The organism is Janthinobacterium sp. GW822-FHT07A03 (genome assembly GCF_058798815.1).
Genome location: NZ_JBXAKW010000004.1, coordinates 113,059 through 132,809 on the forward strand (window position 1 = coordinate 113,059; position 19,751 = coordinate 132,809).

Sequence of the window (19,751 nt, forward strand, 5' to 3'; positions counted from 1 at the left end):
CTCCCGCAACTGTTCCGGGGGCCGTCTCAAGAACCAAAAAACGCCAGTACATCGTCCTTGCGGGCCTGCGTATCGCGCTGTCCAAGACGGATCAGCTCGTTAGTATACGTCGATTCGAACAATAAATACGATGCCAGCGCCGCGCCGCGCGCTTCGGCCGCGCCGATACCCGACAACATGGTGCGGATGGGACGCGGCAAACTGCCGATATGCCGGCTGGCGATGGCGTCGAGCCGTTCGGACGGCGCGATGACCAGCAATTCCACCGGCCGCAAGGCCGTCTTGCCCAGCAATTCGGGCGGCAGCATCGACAAGGTCAGGTTGATGCGGTTCAGGCGCTCGATATCGACGGCCAGGCCGTCGAGGAAGATCGACGACAGCGCGTGGCCGGCGATCTGTGCCAGGCTCGGGTAGCGCGCCGCTTCGGACGCGGCGGGCGCCGGTTCCGTCATGCGCCCCGCCCCCACCACCAGCACCTTGTTCGCGCCCAGGTGAATGGCCGGCGAAATCGGCGCCAGCTGGCGCATGGAACCGTCGCCGCAGTATTCGCGTTGGCCGCCCACGTACAGAGGCACGGCGGGGAAGATAAAAGGGATGGCGGCCGAGGCGAGCAAGTGCTCAACGCCGATCTGGTCCGGCAAGGCCAGGCGCTGCGTGCGCACCCAGGGCGCGATATCCTCGGCCGTCTGGTAAAACGTCATGTGGCGGCTGCCCGAATACGACGACGCCGTCACGGCCAGCGCATGCAGCAGCCCGTCGGCCAGGGCCGCGTCCAGGCGCGGCAGGTCGAGCATGCGGTGCAGCAGGCTGACCAGCGGGGTATTGTCGAGCAGGGAACTGGGCGGCGACGCATGCCACTGGCGCAGCAGCCAGCCGAACGACAGCAAGGACAGCCAGCGCGCGCCAGAGCGGATCACGCCCAGCGAATCGGCGCGGTAGACCTGCTCGACCTCGATGTGCTGCCACACGTCGAGCAGCTTTTGCACGCCCTCGCCGAAGTTGTCGGCGCGGCAGGCCAGCGCCGTGGCGTTGATGGCGCCGGCCGAGGTGCCGCAGATGATGTCGAACGGATTGCGCGCTGGCGCCCAGCCCGCTTCCCACAGAATCGCCGAAATCGCCTGCAGCACGCCCACCTGGTAGGCGGCACGGGCGCCCCCTCCCGTGAGTATCAAGCCTGTTTTATTTTGCATTCCCATGCCGGCAGATTAGCAGGGTCTTGATACTTTGTGGAAAAGTTTAGTCGCCTCGGACCATGCCCTCGCGCCGTGGATCCGCCCCGCCAAACCAGAAATCCTTGCCATGCGCATTCAGGCGCATGATGCCCTGCAAGCCGGAATTCTGTTCGATGACGCGCACCTCGTGACCCATCGCCTGCAGCGCCTCGACCTGGGCGGCCGGCGCGCGGCCCTTTTCCAGTTCCGTCGGACCGTTGCGGCTGCCGAAGTTGGGCAGGCTGATCGCCTGCTGTACGTTCAAGCCCCAGTCCATGGTGCCGACCAGGACCTTGGCGACATAGTTGATGATGGACGAGCCGCCCGGGGAACCCGTTGCCAGCACCAGCTTGTGCGTGCCCTTCTCGAACACGAGGGTGGGCGACATGGCGCTGCGCGGCCGCTTGCCCGCTTCGACCCGGTTGGCGATGGGGCCATCCGCATCGCGCGAATCGAACGAGAAATCCGTCAACTGGTTATTCAGCAGGAAGCCGTCGACCATCTGGCGCGAGCCGAACGCGTCTTCCACGCTGGTGGTCATCGACAGGCCGCCGCCGAAGGCGTCCACGGCCACGAGGTGCGACGTCGACGGGCGCTGCAGGGCATTGTCCATGCCCCACGCCACCTGCATGCCGGGCGGCGTGCCGGGCGAGGCCTTGCCCATGGATTTGTCGCCGATCAAGGCGGCGCGCTGCGCCAGGTAGGTTTTGTCGAGCATCGAGGCGACGCCATTGCCCGGCAGCGGCACGAAGTCCGTGTCGGCAACGTAGCGGTTGCGGTCCGCGTAGGCCAGGCGCCCCGCTTCCGAGAACAAATGGATCGCCTGCGCATCGGGCACGCCGTCGACGGGCGCATACGGGCGGATATCCTTCACTTCCAGGATGCCCAGCATCTGCGCGATGGCGATGCCGCCCGACGATGGCGGCGGCATGCCGCACACGGTCCAGGCCTTGTAATCGCTGCAGACGGGTTCGCGCACCTTGGCCTGGTAGCCGGCGATATCCTGCGCCGTCAGCTTGCCCGGGTTGGTCGGGTGCGACGCCACCTTGGCGGCGATGTCGCGCGCGATGCGGCCGTTATAAAAGGCGTCGGCGCCGCCGCGGGCGATCTCGCGCAGGGTGCGCGCCAGCTGCGGGTTTTTCAGCAAGTGGCCGACGGGCCAGGCCTTGCCCTCGCCGTCATAGAAATACGCGGCGGCGACAGGGTCGCGCTTCAGGGCCTGGTCCCAGTTCAACAGGCCGTTGAGGCGCTGGCTGACGGGAAAGCCGCCATGCGCCAGCTTGATGGCAGGGCCAAACAGGGTCGCCCACGGCAGCTTGCCGTGCTCCTTGTGCGCCAGTTCCAGCATGCGCAGCACGCCCGGCGCGCCCACGGAGCGCCCGCCCACCACGCCCGTGGCGCGCGAGACGGGGCTGCCGTCCGCATTCTGGAACAGGTGTTCGTCCGCCGCGGCGGGCGCCGTTTCGCGCCCGTCGAACGCCTGCACGCCCTTGGGGCTGGAGTACAGCAAAAAGGCGCCGCCGCCGATGCCCGACGATTGCGGCTCGACCAGGGTGAGCACCAGCTGCGTGGCGATGGCCGCGTCGATGGCGCTGCCGCCTTTTTTCAGCATCTGGTAGCCGGCATCGGCGGCCAACGGATTGGCGGCGGCGACCATGAATTTCTGCGCCGCCCAGCCACTTTTTTCCGCATACGCGGTGGCGATTTCCGGCGCCTTTTGCGGCACTTCGGCAAATACGGGACTGGCAGCGAGGGCTCCCAGCAAGGTCAGGCTCAGTGCCAGCGGCTTCAATGCGATCATGGATTCTCCGATAAAAAAAGGGCGCACAGCCAGGCAAGGCTGTACGCCCCATACGGGGGTATCCTACATCAAATGCCCATTAGGGCACTGCCTTCGTAAGAGTGCCTGGCGATGTCCAGGGCTAGGCGCGTGGCCGAAGACAGTACGAATAGTACAAAGCATGACAAGCCCAGGCCATGCAACAACGCCCTGGGCATTGTCCAGGTGCTCTTACTTTGGCTGCATGCGGATGGCGCCGTCTAGACGGATGGTTTCGCCATTGAGCATGACGTTTTCCACGATGGCTTTCACCAGTTGCGCGTATTCGCCGGGCTTGCCCAGGCGCGATGGGAACGGCACCATCTTGCCCAACGCATCCTGCACTTCGGCCGGCATGCCCAGCAGCATGGGCGTTTCGAAGATGCCGGGCGCCACCGTCATCACGCGGATGCCGTTGCGCGACAGGTCGCGCGCCATCGGCAGGGTCAGGCCCACCACGGCCGCCTTCGACGAGGCGTAGGCCGCCTGGCCGATCTGGCCATCGTAGGCCGCCACGGAAGCCGTGTTGATGATGATGCCGCGCTCGCCTTCCGCCGTCGCATCCTGTTTCGCCATGGCGTCGGCCGCCAGGCGGCACATATTGAAGGTACCCACCAGGTTGATGTTGACGACCTTCTGGAACAGGGCCAGCGGATGCGGGCCATCCTTGCCCACGGTTTTCACGGCCGGCGCCACGCCGGCGCAGTTGACCAGGCCGCGCAAGGTACCGAGCTGGGCGGCCGCCGCCACCACGGCCAGGCCGTCTTCTTCCGACGTCACGTCGCACTGCACGAACACGCCGTTCAGTTCAGCGGCCAGCGCCTGGCCCGCCTCCGTCTGCACGTCGGCCAGCACGACCTTGCCGCCAGCGGCCGTCAGCATGCGTGCCGTGGCCGCGCCCAAGCCCGATGCGCCGCCCGTGATGATGAATACATTGTCCTGAATCTGCATGAAATCTCCTGAGTGATAAGGGCCGTGTTCCCGGCGCCTGATGGTTGATGCACGATGCCATGATTATGCTATTACGTTTACGTAAACGTAATGTCGGCGACAATTGTAGCCATTTTTGAGCGTACCGAGCGAAAACTTGCAGCGACAGCGACTGGCAAGGTTAAAAACACTGCATGAAAGCGCCATTGCGGTGGCAGATGCGCCCGCTGGCATCGAGCGTGGCATTGCCAGTGCCGTTGTAGCGGGCACCGGCCGCATCGCGGCAGCCGCCCGTGTCGCAGGCGCCGATAGGCTGCGGCGCGCGCGGCATGGGCACGGCCGGGCTGGGCGGCAGGGGCGCCATGGGCACGACCGTTGGCGCAGGTGGCGCAGGCATGCGGCCGATCACCTGCGCCACTGAGCGGCGCGGCTGCACGGGCGGCGCCGGGCGGCACGGTTCCACCGCCAGCTTGCTGCTGTCGCGCGGGTCGAGCTGGCACACGGGCAGTGCATCGGACGCCGCCGGCTCCTGTGCCCAGACATGGCCGCCAGCCGATACCAGCATGGCGCAGGCCAGCGCCAGCATAGTTTTTGTCATCCTTGTCATGCCGCCTCCCCAAACATCGATCACATTACTTTCATTATTGGCACACGTCATGCCAGATGCCAGCGCAGGTAACAATTTCTCACGCTTGCAACGGCAATGCCAACGCTGCAACGGTGTTTTATTTCCTTTCAGCACTTTCCTTCTTGCCAGGATGGCATTACAATAAGAACGATTCTTATTCTCATTAGCAGAATTCGAGCGCAATTTATTACCTTTTCATTCATACCCGAGCCACCCGGAAGGCAGCCAGGAAATAACAACATCCGGAAAGTTCACCATGACCCAGCGTAGTCCCGCATTCACTCATCCTGTTACGCCCGCCCGCCGCATCCATTCCGCCACCCTGCTCCTGCCCTGCCTGCTGTCCTTGGCCGTCGGCAGCGCTTGGGCCGAAGGCAACGTGGCTGCCGATCCCACGATGAACACGGTGGTGGTCACCGCCTCGGGCACGGCCATCGATATCAAGGATGCGCCGGCCAGCATCAGCGTCATCACGCGCGAGGAAATCGAGCGCCAGCCCGTGTATGACTTGAATACCCTGCTGCGCCGCATCCCCGGCGTGACGGGCGGCACCAGCCCCGTGGGCGAGGAATCGAAGATCAAGCTGCGCGGCCTGCCCGACAAATACACGCTGATTCTCGTCGACGGCAAGCGCGTGGGCAGCTCGGCCGACACGGCCTACCGTCCCGACCTGGGCCGCCAGGACTTGAACTGGATCTCGCCCGACATGATCGAGCGCATCGAAGTGGTGCGCGGCCCCATGTCCTCGCTGTACGGCTCGGACGCCATGGGCGGCGTGATCAACATCATCACGCGCAAGGTGCCGGGCAAGTGGAACGGCTCGGCCACGGCCAACTACACGCAGCCGCAGGACAGCGGCCGCGGCACGGCGCACCAGCTGGGTCTGAACCTGGCCGGTCCCCTGTCGGACACGGTGGGCATGCGCCTGGGCGTGGGCCAGACGCGCCAGAATCCCGATGAAAAAGCCATCGGCAAATCGGGCGGCATCGGCGGCGAACGCAACCAGACCGTCTCGGGACAGCTGAACTGGGCGCTGGGCAAGAAGCAGAACCTGTCGCTGGACGCCAGCTACGGCAAGCAGCAATCGACGGATTCGACCACGCTCGATGCGGACGGCTACCCGCTGTTCGGCGCCTGGGGCGCCAGCAAGCTGATACGCAAGAGCGCCAGCATCGGCTACGAAGGCCGCTGGGACTTCGGCAAGACGACGGTCAATCTGTACCACAACGATTTCGACAACGAAGTCGTCGGCACGGTGGCGAAATCCAAGGACAGCACCCTGGACGCCAGCCTGGAAAAACGCGTCGGCTGGGGCGGCATCGAGCAGATGCTGGTAATGGGCGGCCAGTGGAAGCACCAGGAACTGACGAATACGGACACCATCGGCACCGTGCCCACCGACTACCTGGGCAACCCCGTCAGCGGCGCCACCCTGTCCGGCACCACCTCGGCCCTGTTTGCGGAAGATCAATTGTTCCTGCGCGAGAACCTGACGGCGACGGCCGGCCTGCGTCTCGATCACCACAGCAAGTTCGGCAACCATTACAGCCCGCGCCTGTACCTCGTGTACCACCCGGCCCCCGCCTGGACCATCAAGGGCGGCGTGTCGCAAGGCTTCCGCGCACCGAGCCTGAAGGAAAACTCGCCGGCGGCGGCAACGCAGTCGGGCGGACGCGGTTGCGGCAGCCTCAAACCGCTCGGTTACATCACGGGCGGCTGCTACATGGCCGGCAATGCGGACTTGAAGCCGGAAACGAGCACGGCCGGCGAGATCGGCGTGGCGTGGGAGCAGAATGGCTGGGATGTGGGCCTGACGTACTTCCACACGGACTTCAAGAACAAGATCGACTACGCGCCGCTGGGCTTTTACCAGAAGCAGTGGTGGACCAAGATGACGAATATCCAGAAAGCGCGCACCAGCGGACTGGAAGCGACGGCGAACATCCCGCTGACGAAAAACCTGAACTGGCGTAACAACGTAACCTACATGGCCGAGGCGAAAAACCTGACCACGGGCGCCAACCTGCTGTCGACGCCGAAGCTGTCGTGGTACTCGGCGCTGGGCTGGCAAGTCAACGACCAGCTGTTCGGCGAAGTATCGGCGCAGTACACGGGCAAGGAACTCGACGCGGGCAAGCTGGCCGACAAGGCCTACACCATCGTCGACACCGTCGTGTCGTACAAGGTCACGCCCCAGTGGACCGTGCGCGGCGGCGTGCAAAACCTGTTCAAGAAAGGCCCCATGGCCGATGGCCTGGTCGACTACTACGTGCCGGGACGCCGCATGTTCGTGGGCCTGACCTCAAGGTTCTAATAACGGGGCGGCGGCGCATCGGGCGGCGGCGTGGCGGCATTTGCCGGGACGCTGCTCAGCATCTGCCCGGCGACGGGCACCTTGTGCCCGCTCGCATACATGCATTGCTGGTAGGCATTATCGTAGCGCCGCTGCATGCCGTACGAAGAACTGTCGGCCGCGCCCGTACCGGCCAGCGCGCCGAACAGCAAGCCCGTGCCCGCTCCCACGCCGGCGCCATGGCCGCCATCGATGGCGGCACCGGCCGCCGCGCCGAGCACCGTGCCCAGCGCCGCGCTGCGCACGCCGCTGTCGACACTGGCCTGCTGCGCCGAAGCACCGCCCAGCTGCGCCCGGGCATAGCCGCGGCAACTGCCGTCATCGCGGCTGAACTGTTCGAAACTCTTGCCCGTGCCGGGCAAGACCATGGCCGACGGCCCTTCCGGCATCACCGTGCAGGCGGCCAGCAGCAGGGGGGCCAGCAGGCCGGCATACCCCCTCAACGCTCTCGTGTTCATGTTGCTCTCCCCGTCAGCGCACGCTGGTCGGTAGCACGGCACGCCATGCCGTACTGCAATTTTTCACGTAGGGAAAATAGCCTTGCGGCCGCGCGCAGTAATACCACATCTGCGCCGTCGGCTCGCCGCCCTGCTCGATGTACACGGGTGGCGGCTGTACGATCAAGGTGCGCCCATACGGATAAGGATAGCCATACCACGGGTCGCCATACCAGCCAGGCCCGTAGCCATACCACCATGGCGAACCTAGCCAGACGCCCACGTGCGAATGGCCATGGAAGTGGCCGTGGCCGCCGTGGAAACCGCCATGGTGCCCGCCATGTCCGCCGGGCGCGGCCCAGGCGCCGCCCGCCACTGCCAGTCCCATCGCCGCCGCCAGCGCCAGCGACGCCCAGCGGCCTGTGTTATTGCTGTCCATGACATCCTCCTGCCTTTCCCTGCCAAACTGCGAAGCTCACTCCATTATTGGCAGAGCGCCGGCACAAGCAAAGGCGCCGTAACAATTGCTCACTTTTGATACGCTGAGGATATGGAAGGCAGGAAAGTTTCAGCAGCGCAAAACGCAAACAGCCCCGCGGCGCGGGCCACGGGGCTGCAGAGAAGGCGCCTTGTTATTGCGCGGGCAAGCTTTGCACGGGTGTCGCCGGCGCCAGGATGGGCGGCGCGGGCGCGTGGACGGGCGCCGGCGCGGCCACGGCCAGCCAGCCCGTGGCCGGCAGCAGCGGCACCAGCAACAGGGCCACGATATTGATGATCTTGATCAAGGGATTGACGGCCGGTCCCGCCGTGTCCTTGTACGGGTCGCCCACGGTGTCGCCCGTGACGGCCGCCTTGTGTGCGTCGGAACCCTTGCCGCCGAAATGGCCATCCTCGATGTATTTCTTGGCGTTGTCCCAGGCGCCGCCGCCCGTGGTCATGGAGATGGCCACGAACAGGCCCGTCACAATCGTTCCCATCAAGAGGCCGCCCAGCGCCGCCGGCCCCAGCAGCATGCCGACGACGATGGGCACCACCACGGGCAGCAGCGAGGGCACGATCATTTCGCGGATGGCGGACGCCGTCAGCATGTCGACGGCCTTGTCGTATTCGGGCCTCGCCGTGCCCTCCATGATGCCCTTGATGTCGCGGAACTGGCGGCGCACCTCGACCACCACGGCACCGGCCGCGCGGCCCACGGCTTCCATCGCCATGGCACCGAACAGGTACGGAATCAGGCCTCCGATGAACAGGCCGACGATGACCATCGGGTTCGACAAATCGAAGGTGATGTGCTGGCCCACGGATTCGAGCGCATGCGTGTAGTCGGCGAACAGCACCAGCGCGGCCAGGCCGGCCGAGCCGATGGCGTAGCCCTTGGTGACGGCCTTGGTGGTATTGCCCACGGCGTCGAGCGGGTCGGTGATGGCCCGCACGGAGTCGGGCAGGCCCGACATTTCCGCGATGCCGCCCGCGTTATCGGTGATGGGGCCATACGCGTCGAGCGCGACGATGATGCCCGCCATCGACAGCATGGAGGTAGCGGCAATGGCGATGCCGTACAGGCCCGCCAGCTGGTACGAGACGAGGATGGCGACGCAGACGGCCAGCACCGGATAGGCCGTGGACTTCATCGACACGCCCAGGCCAGCGATGATATTCGTGCCGTGGCCCGTCGTCGACGCTTCGGCGATGTGGCGCACGGGCTTGAAGTCCGTGCCCGTGTAGTACTCGGTGATGTACACCATCAGGCCCGTGAGGACGATGCCGACGACGGTGGCGCCCAGCATCTTGTAGCGCATGGCGTCGTCGGGCCACAGCAGCCACGTGACCACGGCAAAGCCCACCAGCGACAGGCCGGCGGCCCACCACAGGCCCGTGTACAGGGCCGACATGATCTTCTTGCCGGGTGCCGTCTTGACCATCGAGCAGCCGACGATGGAGGCGAGGATGGAGACGGCGCCCAGCAGCAGCGGGTAGATGATGGCCGTGCTGCTCGCCTCGGCCATCAGCAAGGCGCCCAGCAGCATGGTGGCGATCAGGGTCACGACATAGGTTTCGAACAGGTCGGCCGCCATGCCGGCGCAGTCGCCCACGTTGTCGCCCACGTTGTCGGCGATGACGGCCGGGTTGCGCGGATCGTCCTCGGGGATGCCCGCCTCGACCTTGCCCACCAAGTCCGCGCCCACGTCGGCGCCCTTGGTGAAGATGCCGCCGCCCAGCCGCGCGAAGATGGAAATGAGCGAGGCGCCGAAGGCCAGGCCGATCAGGGGTTTGATCAGGTCATGCTGGGTCAGGCCGGGCGCGCCCGTCGTCACCAGCAGCCAGTAGAACAGGGTCACGCCCAGCAAGCCCAGACCGACGACCAGCATGCCCGTGATCGCCCCGCCCTTGAAGGCCACGCTCAAAGCCTGGTTGATGCCCAGGGTGGCCGCCTGCGCCGTGCGCACATTGGCCCGCACCGAGACATTCATGCCGATGAAGCCGCAGGCGCCCGACAGCACGGCGCCGATCAGAAAGCCCAGCGCCGTATGCAGGCCAAGCAGCACATAGATGGCGATCAGCAGCACCACGCCGACGATGGCGATGGTGCGGTACTGGCGCGCCAGATAGGCGGCCGCGCCCTGCTGGATGGCGAGGGCGATTTCCTGCATGCGCGCATTGCCGGGATCCTGGCGCAGGATCCAGCTGCGCGACACCAAACCATAGATGACTGCGACCACGCCGCAGGCTACCGCAAACCACAAACTGGCTGCCATATCGTCCCCTTCTGTTTTTATCCGACGTCATTGCCGACAGCTGCAGACCGCACCGGGTAGGCGCGCGCAGCCAGGAAAACACGACCTGCAAAAAACCTGAACTACGAAAACGATACGGCGCCCGCCTGAAGCGCGGACACAAAAAAAGCGGACACTCAGGTCCGCTTTTCAATACTGCTTATTCCGCCAGGGCGGCAAATGCGCTGTCGCGGATTTGCTCGACCGGACCGACGCCGGCGATGCGGCGGTATTTCGGCGCGCCTGGCAGGCCGGATTTGGCCCAGTCATTGTAGTAACCGAGCAAGACCTTGGTCTGGTTGTGGTACACATCCAGGCGCTTCTTGACCGTTTCCGCCTTGTCGTCGTCGCGCTGGATCAGCGGCTCGCCCGTGATGTCGTCGATGCCGTCGACCTTGGGCGGATTGAATTTGACGTGGTAGACGCGGCCCGAACCCGGGTGGCTGCGGCGGCCGTCCATGCGCTCGATGATGGACGCGTCAGGCACGTCGATTTCCAGCACGTAGTCGACATTGATGCCGGCATCCTTCATGGCGTCCGCTTGCGCGATGGTGCGCGGGAAGCCGTCGAACAGGTAGCCATTGGCGCAATCGGCTTCCTGCAGGCGGTTCTTGACCAGGCCGATCATGATGTCGTCCGACACGAGGCCGCCCGCATCCATGACCTTTTTCGCTGCCAGGCCCAGTTCGGTGCCTTCCTTGATCGCCGCGCGCAGCATGTCGCCCGTGGAGATTTGTGGAATGTTGTATTTTTCTTTGATGAAGTTAGCTTGGGTGCCCTTGCCGGCACCGGGTGCTCCTAAAAGTATCAGACGCATTGAAAAGTTCCTAAAAAACAGATTTTGGATGGTGGTATGTGTAATTATTTTTAGATGATGTTGCTATGGCTATCTTTCCCTACGAAACTTACCACAAAAAATCCCCGGAACGCCAGTTTGCTGTCGAATTGCTATGCCCTGATTGATCAAAGCCAGCAATTAGCGAAGCAGGTGTTTCAAAATGTGGTTTTTTGTGGCAGGCCCCGCATAAAGTTTTTCTCGCGCGCGCACGGCGCCTGAAAAACGTTCAAGGCAAGGCGCCCCGCCGCTGACAGTACGAATGTACGGCAAGGCGGGGCAACGCAGCCCTGGACGTTTTCTCAGGTGGCGTGGCGATAGTGCGCCTGCACGCGCTCCAGATCTTCCGGCGTGTCCACGCCCGCGGCCGGGGCCGAGTCCGTGACATGCACGGCGATGGCATAGCCGTGCCACAGCACGCGCAGCTGCTCCAGCGCCTCGATCGCTTCCAGAGGCGAAGCGGAGAGCGTGGGATACGTTTGCAAAAATGCATTGCTGTACGCATACAGGCCGATATGGCGCAGCGGCACGTAGCCTTGCGGCAGGTTTTCGCGGGACTGGGCGAAGCCGTCGCGGTGCCAGGGGATGGTGGCGCGCGAAAAATACAAGGCGCGGTTTGCCTTGTCCAGCACCACCTTGACGACATTCGGATTGAAGGCGTCGGCCACGTCGTGCAGCGGATGGGCGCACGTGGCCATGGGGACGGCGGCGCTGATCTGCGCCGCGCAGGCGGCCAGCAGGGCCGGATCGATCAGCGGTTCGTCGCCCTGCAGATTGACGACGACGGCGTCCGGCGGCAAAGCGAGCGTGCGCGCCACTTCGGCGATGCGGTCCGTGCCCGACGGATGGTCGCTGCGCGTCATGCACACTTCCACGCCATGCGCCGCGCAGGCATCGCGGATGGAGTCATGGTCGGTGGCGACGATGACGCGCGCGGCGCCCGAGAGCAGCGCTTGCTCGGCCACGCGCACCACCATGGGCTTGCCGCCCAGGTCGGCCAGCGGCTTGCCCGGCAGGCGCGTCGAAGCCAGGCGGGCCGGGATGATGACGATGAACGCCATCGTTATTCCACTGCGTCTTGCAGGGTGCGCGCTTCGTCCGCCCACATGATGGGGATGCCATCGCGGATAGGATAGGCAAGGCGGTCGGCGCGGCAAATCAGTTCCTGCGCCTTCTTATCGTGTTCAAGCGGACCCTTGCAAACAGGGCAGACCAGGATATCAAGCAGTCGAGCGTCCACGACATTTCTCCACAATTTGTTGGGCCAGCACGCTATCGATGCGCGCACTGACGGGGACGACCCACAGTCTCGGGTCATCTTTGAGATATTCAATTTGCGCACATTTTACTGCATCCTTCTCGGTGATCAAGATCACATCCGTGTCGAGGGCGGCAAATGGCTGGTCGAGAAAGTCGTGATGATCGGGCAAGGGCAGTTCCGTGAAGTCCAATCCGGCCCCGCGCAGCATGGCAAAGAAACGCCGGGGGTTGCCGATGCCGGCCGCCGCCACGATGCGCTGGCCGCTGGCCGCCAAGGTTTCAAGCGCCATGCGCTCGCTGCGCTCCGTCAAGCGCTCAGCGACCCCGCCATCGAGCCGCATCTGCACCACCAGGCCGCCCTTGGGCGCGACCTTGTCCACCAGCGCCGGCGCCAGCTCGGGCGCATTGATCACCGTCACATCGCGCCGGCGGCGCGGCGATTCGCGCAGCGGGCCGGCCGGCAGCAGCCAGCCATTGCCCGCGCCGCGGCCGTCGAACAGCACGATTTCCACGTCGCGCCGCAAGGCGTAATGCTGCAAGCCATCGTCCGTCACCAGCACGTCGACGTCCGGATGCGCCGCCAGCAGCGCCCTGCCCGCTTGCGCGCGGTCGCGCCCCACCATCACGGGGCAGCCGCCGCGCTGGAAGATCAGCAGCGGCTCATCGCCCACCTGCTGCGGCGTGGAAGTGGCGGTGACGGCGCGCGGCAGCCGGTCGGCGCTGCCATGGCCGCGCGAAATCACGCCCGGGCGCATGCCCGCGTCGCGCAAGGCTTGCACCAGCCAGATCGTCAGCGGCGTCTTGCCCGTGCCGCCGATAAAAATATTGCCGACGACGACGACAGGCACGGGCAGGCGCTCGGATTTGATGATGTTGGCGCGATACAGGCCGCGCCGGATGGCGCTCAGGGCGCCAAACAGCAGGGAGACGGGCCACAGCGCGCACGCCAGCGGACCGCGCGTCAGCCATGCGCGGGTGAATGTGGTTTCAAGCTTGGCGGGGGAGGATGTGGGCATGAAGGAAGACGTAAAAATGGTGTAGGTCGGATTAGCCGCGCCGCCAGGCGCAGCGTAATCCGACATGCTCGGCTGCGGCTTGTGTCGGCTTACGCCGTTCCGGCTAAGCCGACCTACTTGCTGCCGCCCGCCTGCGCCGCGAACGTCAGCTTTTCATAGCCGGCCAGGCGCGCCGCTTCCATCACGTGGATGACCATCTGGTGCATGGCGAACTGGTCGGCGTTGACCACCACCACGGGCGTCTGCGCGGGCGCCTTGCCGCCATTGGCTGCTTTCGCCGCGTTCTGCAGGGCCTCGGCCAGGCCGGCCACGTCGCGGAACGAGACGGGTTCGCGGTTGACCGTGTAATTACCCTTGGCATCAACGGTAACGTCGATCTGCTGCGGCTTGTCCTTGGCCTGCTCGGCGTCGGCCGTCGGCAAGGTGATCTGCAGCTCCGTAAACTTGCTGTAGGTGGTGCTGACCATCAGGAAGATCAGGATCACCAGCAGCACGTCGATGAACGGGATCAGGTTGATTTCGGGGTCTTCACGCCCCTTGCCTTTGCGGAAGTTCATTTGCGGCCACTGTGGACGATGTCGACGAACTTGACCGCTTGCTGCTCCATGTCAATGACGAAGCTGTCGACGAGGGCGCGGAAATGGCGGTAGAAGACCAGGGTCGGCATGGCGATGGCCAGGCCAAAGCCCGTGTTGTACAGGGCGACCGAGATACCGTGGGCCAGCTGGGCGGGATTCGAGCCGCTGGCGTTTTGCGAGCCGAAGATTTCGATCATGCCCACCACCGTGCCAAACAGCCCCATCAGCGGGGCCAGGGTGGCGATGGTGCCCAGGGTCGTCAGGAAACGTTCCAGCGTGTGGGCCACGCCGCTGCCGGCCTCCTCGATCGATTCCTTCATCACTTCGCGCGGCGCGTCGACATTGCGCAAGGCGGCGGCCAGCACCACGCCCAGCGGCGAATTGTCTTCCAGCTTGGCCACCGTGTCCGGCGTGATCTTGCCGCTGCGATATACCTGCACTACTTCATCGAACAGCTTGCGGGGCAGGATCTTGGCGCGTCGCAAATACAGCAGGCGCTCGATGATCAGGGCCAGGGCGACGATGGAAGCGATCAACAACAGCCAGATGGGCCAGCCAGCGGCTTGAAATATAGCGAGCAAAAGAAACTCCTGGTAAAGGGAAGGCGATGACCGCCCGGACAGCCTGTATTGTACCGAGCGCCGAAGACCGATGATACGTCCGCGCAGGAATGGCGCAATGTAGCGCGTTGCCGCGCCGGCGGCAAGTGGCGCCTGCATCTGCCCTTATCCACACCGCGCGGCGGGCCGGTACTCCAGCGCACAGTTTTGCACACTTTGTGTGGATAAGATTGTGAGCAAGCATGAAGTCCAGCATGCAAGTCCTTGATTCACATGGAAATTATCGTGCTGCGCAAAATACAGGCATAGCAGCTTATCGGCAGTAGTCAATGTCAATAAATTAATACTTGGAGAGTTCTGCACATTTACTGTGGACAAGATTGTGCGCAAAGCCGTGGAATTCAATTAAGTCATTGATTTAAAATGAAATTAATTCAATGAGTAAAAAAGTGGCAGACCATGCGCAATCGGCGGCAGATGGACCCTCAAAGTTCTGCACACAATCTGTGGACAAGATTGTGCGCAAGCGCAAAGATAAGCGCTAAGTACATTGATTTATATCGTTTTTATTGCAGTGCATAAAAATGTAGCAAGGACTGGAAAGCACGCTTTTCAGCGTCAGATTTCACTGCAAAAAGGCAGTTTTCCATGGCGAGGGCAGTTCCACACATAAAGTGTGGATAAGATTGTGAGCAAGCCGATTGACTCCATGCAAGAGCATTGATTTTAAAGGAGTTTTTTTCAATGCTGAAAAATAAGGCAGCACAAGCGCCTGCTCGCGTCGTGGAAAACCCGGAGAAAAGACGAAACGGTTTATGCGGTTTTGCACATATTCTGTGGATAAGATTGTGAGCAAGGCGCACGCTCGAACGCTAGATCCTTGATCTATAAGGATATTTTCATGCTGCGCAAAATTCAGGCAAGCCATGCCATGGACATTCCGGTGGATAAATCCGGCGCTGCGCGAGAGTTCTGCACATTTTTTGTGGATAAGATTGTGCGCAAGGCCATGCATGGCATACTAAGCGCTTGATTCCTATGCACTTTATTTCCGTGCGCAAAAATGTAGCAAGGCACTTTTATTGGTATAAAGAGGTCTGCACGGCCACGTTTGTCCAAGGCAAAAAGTTCCGCACACTTTCTGTGGATAACTTTGTGCGTAAGTGGCAGGGGCTGCACTGATGTGCTTGATATTAAAGGATTTTTTCCCTGTGCACGCAAATCAGGCATACGGGAATTCTTCATGAAATCAATTACTTAGAAATAGATCTTGTTGTTTTGCACGATATATGACATAAGCATGACCTCGCCGATAATATGTGGACAGTTCCCTTCCCGCTCCCAGCTTTATGATGACAGACACCCCGACTGACAGCGGCTTTGCCGCCCCGCCCGTGCTGACCGTCAGCGCCCTGAACCAGGCCGTCGCGCGCCTGCTCGAGCGCTCGTTTCCCCTGACCTGGATCGCCGGCGAGATTTCCAACTTCACGCGCGCCGCTTCCGGCCACTGGTATTTCACCTTGAAGGACGATGGCGCCCAGGTGCGCGCCGTGATGTTCCGCGGCCGCGCCCAGTACGCCGGCTTTACGCCGCGCGAAGGCGACAAGGTCGAAGTGCGCGCCCTCGTCACCCTGTACGGCGCGCGCGGCGATTACCAGATCAACGTGGAAGCCATCCGCCGCGCCGGCGTGGGCGCCCTGTACGAAGCGTTCCAGCGTCTGAAGGAAAAGCTGGCCGCGCAAGGCCTGTTCGACCAGGAACGCAAGCGCGCCATCCCCATGTTCGCGCGCAGCATCGGCATCGTCACCAGCCCGCAGGCGGCGGCCCTGCGCGACGTGCTGATCGCGCTCAAGCGCCGCGCGCCGCACGTGTCCATCATCCTGTATCCCACGCCCGTGCAGGGCCAGCAGGCGCCGGAAAAAATCGCGCACGCGATCCGCACGGCATCAGCCAGGGCCGAGTGCGACGTGCTGCTGGTGTGCCGTGGCGGCGGCAGCATCGAGGATTTATGGTCGTTCAACGATGAAGCCGTGGCGCATGCGATCGCCGATTGTTCCATGCCCGTGATCAGCGGCGTGGGCCACGAGACGGATTTCACCATCGCCGACTTCGCGGCCGACCTGCGCGCGGCCACGCCGACGGCAGCTGCCGAACTGGCGGCCACGCCGCGCGCCGACTGGATGGCTTCGCTGCGCGCCGATGCGGCCGACCTGCGCCGCGCCATGCGCCGCAGCCTGGACGACGCGGCGCAGACCCTGGACCGCCACAGCCGCCGCCTGCTCAACCCGAAAGCGCAGCTGCAGCAGCAGCGCCTGCAGCTGCTGGCCCTGTCCACGGCCATGACGCATGCGGCGCGCGCGCCCGTGAACCAGTCGCAATATGCACTGGAACGCCTGCGCAGCCGCTGGGCCGCCTTGCGGCCCGACGTCACGGCGCCGCGCGCCCGCCTGCTGGAAGCGCAGCGGCGCGGCGGCGCGGCCATGGCGCAGCTGCTCAGCCAGCGGCGCCACCGCCTCGACGGCCTGGCGGCGCAGCTGGAACTGTTGAATCCGCAGCGCACCCTGGAACGCGGCTATGCCATCCTGCGCGACGAAAAAGGCGCCATCGTGCGCTCGCCGGCGCAGCTGCAGGCGCGCCAGAACGTCAACGTGCGCCTGGCCGAAGGCAGCGCGCAAATCGGCATCGCCAGCGTGCAGGCGACTCTGGAATAAGCGCTGGCATAAAAAAGGCCGGGGAAGCTCCCCGGCCCAACACCTTCCCCTACTGAGTGGACTGCGACTGCAACTGCTCTTTCACACTACCCCATTTAAAACTTCATCGACACGCGCGCGCCAAACGTGCGCGGCGCGTTGTAGAAGGCGCCGTAGATCTGCTGCGTCGGCTGGCACGGCATGCCCACGTCCGTGCAGATTTCATTGACGTCCAGCTTGACCGCCTTGTCAGTGGCGTTCTGCACGAACGCTTCCACCGTGTACGCCTTGTTCGCCGGCTGGAAGCGCAGGCTCAGGTCCAGGGTCGTGTAGGCTTCTTGGCGCTTGACGCCCGCATGGCCCGGCACGTCGCCGTTGAACGCACCCGCGCCCACGTACGACATGGTTTCATAGTGCACCGAAGCGCGCGGCGTCAGCTGGCCGCCGGCGACCGTGAAATCATGCTCGTACTGGACGGTCGTGGAAAACTTCGGCGCATGCTTCATGGTGCTGCCGCCCACGTTCACCAGTGGCGCCGTCGAGCCGCAGGACTGGCCATTCGCGCGCGCCGCATCGACGTCGCACGACATGAAGTCGTCATACACGGCTTTGAGCCAGGTGGCGTTGCCCGTCAGGCGGTCGACCTTCGTTGGCCGCCACACCCATTCCGCTTCCAGGCCCTTGACGGTGGCGCCGGCCGCGTTGAAGTTGGCCAGCACGCTGTTGACCACCTGCGATTCGAGCTTGTCCTTGTACTTCATCAGGAAGGCATCGAGGTTCAATGTCAGTTCGCGGTTCAGCAAGTCCGACTTGAAGCCGATTTCATAGCTGGTCAGCTTTTCCGGCTTGGTGGTGGCGCCGCCGTCGCCGATGGCCGGCGAGTGGAAGCCCGTCGTCACGGAGCCGAACAGCAGAATGTCCGGGCGCAGCTTGTATTCGATGCGGCCCAGCCAGGTGGCCTGGCCGTATTTCAGGTCGGCCGTATTGTCGCCCGGCGTATTGCCGCAGGCGGCCGCCGTGATGGCGCCGCCGGGGCCGATATTGTGCGTGTTGGCCAGGCCCGTGCCCGGCGTAACCAGCTGGCGCAGCTGGTCGGCGGTCAGCACGGTGGTGCCCAGCGGCGTGTTCGCGGGCCAGTTCGGGCAAGCCCAGTTCTGGCCGCCGATGTCGAATTTATGGTCTTTCGTGTAGCGCGCGCCGGCCGTCAGCTTGATCTGGTCCGTCAGCTGCTGGCTGACCTGGCCGAACACGGCTTTCGATTTGAGCTGGCGGTCGCCCTGGATGAAGGACATGGACGAGGCATACTGGCCCACGGTGGGCTGCACGAAAATCACGGCGCCGTTGGCGATATCCTGCTGCACGGCCGCCTGCGAAATCTGGCTGCGGTCGATATCGAAGCGCACCTTGTTCTTTTCATTGAACAGAAACAGGCCGGCCACCCACTGGAACGGCGCATCGTCGTCCGAACGCGCCTGCAGCTCGTGCGAATAGCTGTCGAACTGCGCCCAGTCGGTGCGGTTTTCCGACTTGAAGCCGGGGAACAGGCCCGCATCGGCATCATTGCTGTTCTGGCGCTTGTAGCGGCTCCAGCTGCCCAGGTACGTGAAGTCCAGCGCATCCGTCGGCTTGTAATTGAGCTTGCCCTTGTAGGTCAAAATCGACTGGTCCAGCGTGCCCGGCGTGTCGATCAGGGCCGAGCGCAGCTTCTCGCCCGGCTTGGGTTCGGCCGCCAGGTAAACGTTGCCGGCGCCCTGGTCGAGGAAGTAGTCGGCGATGAAGGTGCCGCGCAGCTGCGGCGTGAACTTCCACAGCAGCGAGGCGCGCACGCCCATCTGGTCGCCGGCGCCATACTTGGCCGTGCCCGGCATGACGTTCGAGCCGCGGCGGAAGTCCACCGTGCCGTCATGGCTATCCTTGATGGCGGCGATGCGCAGCGCCACGTCGTCGGAGAGCGGGATATTGAGCATGCCTTGCGTCTGCAGGTGGCGGTAGTCGCCCACGGTGATGCCGGCCGAGCCCATGAACTTGGCCGTGCTCGGCGCGGCGGAGACGAGGTTGACGGCGCCGGCCGTCGAATTGCGGCCGTTCAGCGTGCCCTGCGGTCCGCGCGCCACCTCGACATGGGACAGGTCGTACATCAGCGCCGTGGCGCCCTGGGGACGCGGCGAATACACGCCGTCGACATAGAAGGCGACGGCCGGGTCGCCCAGCTCCGTGTGGTTGGCCGAACCGACGCCGCGCATGTAGACGTGCACGCCGCCCGAGTCGCCATGCTGCTCGACGACGAGACTGGGCACCATCGTGGCCAGCGACGCCAGATCCTTGACCTGGTTGTTTTGCAGGGTGTCCTGGTTGAAGGCGGTGACGGCCAGCGGCGTCTCCTGCACGAAGGTATTGCGGCGCGTGGCCGTGACGACGATGCGGTCCATCTGTTCGGCTGCTGGTTTTGCCGCGTCCGTGGCTGCAGCCTGCTGGGCCATGGCGGCGCCACTGCCCAGCAGGATGAACTGGGCGAAGGTCGCATGCGCCAGGCTGAGGGCGATGGTATTGCGTTTGAGCTGTTGCATTGTTGTTGTCTCCTGTACCGCTGGTTGAATGATGATCACATAGCTCTTTGGCTACTGCTGCACATTTTTTGGGTATCAATCTGAAGTCATGTC

The 19,751-nt window shown here is 63.9% G+C and carries 17 protein-coding genes; 3 read left to right on the top strand and 14 right to left on the bottom strand.

Annotation, left to right across the window (positions count from 1 at the left end; all coding sequences use genetic code 11):
• Window positions 1–26: 26 nt before the first annotated feature.
• From AC1RJW_RS12770 to AC1RJW_RS12785, 4 genes are all read right to left on the bottom strand, one after another.
• Entirely contained in the window at window positions 27–1,196 is a 1,170-nt protein-coding gene (locus tag AC1RJW_RS12770; protein WP_034751717.1) for a patatin-like phospholipase family protein, read from the bottom strand.
• Window positions 1,197–1,236: 40 nt separating this feature from the next.
• Window positions 1,237–3,012 (bottom strand): gamma-glutamyltransferase, encoded by a 1,776-nt coding sequence (ggt, locus tag AC1RJW_RS12775; RefSeq protein ID WP_493045253.1) that lies wholly within the window; start codon window positions 3,010–3,012, stop codon window positions 1,237–1,239.
• A gap of 210 nt (window positions 3,013–3,222) precedes the next feature.
• Window positions 3,223–3,981 (bottom strand): 3-hydroxyacyl-CoA dehydrogenase, encoded by a 759-nt coding sequence (locus AC1RJW_RS12780; protein ID WP_493045254.1) that lies wholly within the window; start codon window positions 3,979–3,981, stop codon window positions 3,223–3,225.
• 160 nt (window positions 3,982–4,141) lie between these two features.
• Window positions 4,142–4,558 (bottom strand): hypothetical protein, encoded by a 417-nt coding sequence (locus AC1RJW_RS12785; RefSeq protein ID WP_493045255.1) that lies wholly within the window; start codon window positions 4,556–4,558, stop codon window positions 4,142–4,144.
• Between the two features lie 286 nt (window positions 4,559–4,844).
• On the opposite strand from AC1RJW_RS12785, the gene AC1RJW_RS12790 reads away from it, so the two are divergent.
• A complete protein-coding gene (locus AC1RJW_RS12790; RefSeq protein ID WP_493045256.1) occupies window positions 4,845–6,902 on the top strand; it encodes a TonB-dependent receptor domain-containing protein in 2,058 nt (685 codons plus the stop codon).
• On the opposite strand, the gene AC1RJW_RS12795 is transcribed toward AC1RJW_RS12790, so the two are convergent.
• The 9 genes from AC1RJW_RS12795 to AC1RJW_RS12835 all read right to left on the bottom strand — a co-directional run bounded on the left by AC1RJW_RS12795 (window position 6,899) and on the right by AC1RJW_RS12835 (window position 14,422).
• Window positions 6,899–7,399, bottom strand: coding sequence for a glycine zipper family protein (locus AC1RJW_RS12795; RefSeq protein ID WP_493045257.1), 501 nt, complete (start codon window positions 7,397–7,399; stop codon window positions 6,899–6,901). The genes AC1RJW_RS12790 and AC1RJW_RS12795 overlap by 4 nt on opposite strands.
• Before the next feature lie 13 nt (window positions 7,400–7,412).
• Window positions 7,413–7,817: a hypothetical protein gene (locus AC1RJW_RS12800; RefSeq protein WP_493045258.1), complete on the bottom strand. Its 405-nt coding sequence runs from the start codon at window positions 7,815–7,817 to the stop codon at window positions 7,413–7,415.
• A 193-nt stretch (window positions 7,818–8,010) separates the two neighbouring features.
• A complete protein-coding gene (locus AC1RJW_RS12805; protein WP_493045259.1) occupies window positions 8,011–10,134 on the bottom strand; it encodes a sodium-translocating pyrophosphatase in 2,124 nt (707 codons plus the stop codon).
• A gap of 178 nt (window positions 10,135–10,312) precedes the next feature.
• On the bottom strand, window positions 10,313–10,969 hold the full coding sequence (gene adk, locus AC1RJW_RS12810) for an adenylate kinase (RefSeq protein ID WP_034782090.1): 657 nt from the start codon (window positions 10,967–10,969) through the stop codon (window positions 10,313–10,315).
• A gap of 320 nt (window positions 10,970–11,289) precedes the next feature.
• Window positions 11,290–12,048, bottom strand: a complete 759-nt coding sequence (gene kdsB, locus AC1RJW_RS12815; protein WP_493045260.1) for a 3-deoxy-manno-octulosonate cytidylyltransferase — start codon at window positions 12,046–12,048, stop codon at window positions 11,290–11,292.
• Window positions 12,049–12,050: 2 nt separating this feature from the next.
• Window positions 12,051–12,227 carry a Trm112 family protein gene (locus AC1RJW_RS12820; protein WP_010395789.1) on the bottom strand — a complete coding sequence of 59 codons (177 nt, stop codon included), beginning with the start codon at window positions 12,225–12,227 and terminating at the stop codon, window positions 12,051–12,053.
• On the bottom strand, window positions 12,208–13,263 hold the full coding sequence (gene lpxK / locus AC1RJW_RS12825; protein WP_493045261.1) for a tetraacyldisaccharide 4'-kinase: 1,056 nt from the start codon (window positions 13,261–13,263) through the stop codon (window positions 12,208–12,210). The genes AC1RJW_RS12820 and lpxK overlap by 20 nt, the downstream gene beginning before the upstream one ends.
• A gap of 113 nt (window positions 13,264–13,376) precedes the next feature.
• Window positions 13,377–13,820 (bottom strand): ExbD/TolR family protein, encoded by a 444-nt coding sequence (locus AC1RJW_RS12830; RefSeq protein ID WP_493045262.1) that lies wholly within the window; start codon window positions 13,818–13,820, stop codon window positions 13,377–13,379.
• Window positions 13,817–14,422 (bottom strand): MotA/TolQ/ExbB proton channel family protein, encoded by a 606-nt coding sequence (locus AC1RJW_RS12835; RefSeq protein WP_070224614.1) that lies wholly within the window; start codon window positions 14,420–14,422, stop codon window positions 13,817–13,819. Before AC1RJW_RS12835 ends, AC1RJW_RS12830 begins: the two co-directional genes overlap by 4 nt.
• 880 nt (window positions 14,423–15,302) lie before the next feature.
• Between AC1RJW_RS12835 and AC1RJW_RS12840 the strand changes: the two genes are divergently transcribed.
• Window positions 15,303–15,434, top strand: coding sequence for a hypothetical protein (locus AC1RJW_RS12840; RefSeq protein WP_493045264.1), 132 nt, complete (start codon window positions 15,303–15,305; stop codon window positions 15,432–15,434).
• A 316-nt stretch (window positions 15,435–15,750) separates the two neighbouring features.
• Window positions 15,751–17,112, top strand: coding sequence for an exodeoxyribonuclease VII large subunit (gene xseA, locus AC1RJW_RS12845; RefSeq protein ID WP_493045265.1), 1,362 nt, complete (start codon window positions 15,751–15,753; stop codon window positions 17,110–17,112).
• A 95-nt stretch (window positions 17,113–17,207) separates the two neighbouring features.
• Here the strand turns inward: xseA and AC1RJW_RS12850 are convergent, their stop codons facing one another.
• Window positions 17,208–19,658, bottom strand: coding sequence for a TonB-dependent receptor (locus tag AC1RJW_RS12850; protein WP_493045266.1), 2,451 nt, complete (start codon window positions 19,656–19,658; stop codon window positions 17,208–17,210).
• Window positions 19,659–19,751 lie beyond the last annotated feature (93 nt).